Raw genomic sequence first — 2,128 nt, 5'->3', positions numbered from 1 at the left:
ACAAACTGCACGCCCAACCTACGCTCGACCGTTGCGCCGAGTCAACTCGGCGCGCTAGGAGCCGTGGCGCGAAGTCTTGTAGTGGTTGGCCAGCTCCCGCACCCACCGCGGCGGTGGGAGGCGCCGGGCCTCATACGCGTTGACGAGGAAGCGCACCGTGTGCTCGCCGAGGGCGGCGGTCTCGCCGGGAGAGAGCTCGGCACCGAGCTCGCCCAGGAGCTCGACGAGGCGTCCGACGCCGGGGCCGCGTTCCCGCATGCGGCGGCTCGCCACCCAGCGCTCGAGCTTGGCCCGCGTGGGGATGCGCGGCTCAGCGCCGTTCAGGAAGTTGCGGAGCGCGTTCGGGCTGAGCCCGATCTCCGCCGCGGCCTGGCGCAGCGACACCGTGGCGAGCTGGCGGGCGACGGCGTCTCGCACGAGGTTTGCGGGAAGCGTTGGCGGACGCACTCGGAGGCGCCTCACGGCGTCCCCCGCGAGTGTGCAGTTCGTGCAGTTAGAGCCGGGTTACACTCGACAGGCTACCGAAGCGGCCCGGGAGCGCGCAAGACCGCCGACACGGATCGCGGGATGGGCCGGGCTGCGCGGAGGCCCCCGAAGGGGCAGGTGAAGAGATGCCGCGTCCGGGGTGCGTATATACGGGTCTTTTTTTATGCTCTTGAGCTTCGGTGTTTCTTCGGGTATGCTTTGGGGCCTGAGGGGAGCCATTTGTGACCGCCCCAAACCTGAAGCTGCTGCTCCCTGAGCATCTCGAGCGGCTCGCCTCCGGGGCGCGCCACGGGCTCCGGTTCGGCATCCCCGCGCTCGATGCGGTGCTGCCATCGGGCGTCCCACGCGGGCAGATCACCGCGCTCGACGCCCCGCTTGGCACCGGCGGCACCGCGCTCCTCCTCGCCCTGGCGGAGGCCACGCTCCAGGCCGATGAAGGAGTCGCCCTGGTGGACGCCGAGCGGACGCTGGCGCCGCAGGCCGCCGCGCACCTCGCGGCCCTGGGCCCGTTCTGGGTGGTGCGGCCCAAGGCGACCCAGAGCGCGTGGTGGTGCGCGGACGTGCTCCTGCGGACCGGCGCGTTCGGCCTCGTGATCGTGGACCAGGCCCCGGCGCCCGCGCGCGCGGTCGCGGTGAGGCTCCAGCGCCTAGCGCGGGACAAGGACACGGCGCTGGTGGTACGGGGGCGAACGGCGGCCGGCGAGGACGTGCCGGGGGCGCGCCGCAGCGAGCACTTACGGGGCGCAGCAAGGCGCGACCCCGGCCGTCCGAGCGCTAGGACGCCGTTCGCCGCGCTAGTGCTCACCGTCCGCCCGCGCGCCGATACCGCCGGCTTCGTCCCCGGCCTCTCCGGCGGCGCGTGGCCGGCGCCACGCACCCTGCGAATCACGATCGAGAAGGGCGGCGCCCCGCGCGTCGTGGAGGTCCCTCTTGGCTTCGTATTGCCGCATCGCCTGCGTCCGCATTGGGCGGTTCGCGATCGGCGCGCTTACGGGCGGAATGTCGGAACGACGGAACGGCGGTAAGAGTGGCGCGGAACCACCTTCCGCCGTTCCGACGTTCCGTCCTTCCGTCGTCTTCACCGACGTCCGCGGCAAGCCCCGCATCGTCGCTACCGACGCCGAAGCCGCGCGCCGTGGCGTCGCGTGCAGCATGGCGCTAACCCAGGCGAAAGCCCTGGCGAGCGATCTCGTCGCGCTGCCGTGGGACGACGAGCGGATCTCGCGCGCCGCCCTGGAGGTGACAACCGCGCTGCTCGCGGCGAGCCCGCGGGTAGCGTGGGGCGGCGGCGCCCTGCGCGTCTGCGCGTCGGCGCGTCTGCCCACCGCGGAAGGCGCCTGGTGGGTCGATGCAGCGGGACTCGGCGACGAAGCGAAGCTCGCCCGGAAACTGCTCCGCATCGCGCGCGGCCTCGGCTACGGCCCCGTCCGCGTCGGCGTCGCCGATGCGGCGATCGCGGCGTACGCGGCGACCTATGGCGGCAAGCGTGGCGGGGCCGGGCGCGCGATCGACGACGGCGGACGGCGAGGACGGGTGGGCGGCTCGCCGCAGCGAGCACTCACGGGGCGCAGCAAGGCGCGGCCCCGCCCCGATGAGCGCCCGGTCGTCGCCGTCGTCCCCAGCGGCCGCGACGCCGCCTTCC

At 73.6% G+C, this 2,128-nt stretch carries 3 protein-coding genes; 2 read left to right on the top strand and 1 reads right to left on the bottom strand.

What is annotated here, in order from left to right; translation table 11 throughout:
- Positions 1-54: 54 nt before the first annotated feature.
- Positions 55-462, bottom strand: a complete 408-nt coding sequence (locus Q8Q85_06780) for a hypothetical protein (protein ID MDP3773957.1) — start codon at positions 460-462, stop codon at positions 55-57.
- Positions 463-707: 245 nt separating this feature from the next.
- On the opposite strand from Q8Q85_06780, the gene Q8Q85_06775 reads away from it, so the two are divergent.
- Positions 708-1,511: a hypothetical protein gene (locus Q8Q85_06775; GenBank protein ID MDP3773956.1), complete on the top strand. Its 804-nt coding sequence runs from the start codon at positions 708-710 to the stop codon at positions 1,509-1,511.
- A partial coding sequence (locus Q8Q85_06770) for a hypothetical protein (protein MDP3773955.1) occupies positions 1,486-2,128 on the top strand: 643 nt, incomplete at its 3' end. The genes Q8Q85_06775 and Q8Q85_06770, both read left to right, overlap by 26 nt.

It is taken from the genome of Gemmatimonadales bacterium (genome assembly GCA_030697825.1).
Lineage (GTDB): Bacteria > Gemmatimonadota > Gemmatimonadetes > Gemmatimonadales > JACORV01 > JACORV01.
This window is presented reverse-complemented; position numbering and strand designations above follow the sequence as displayed.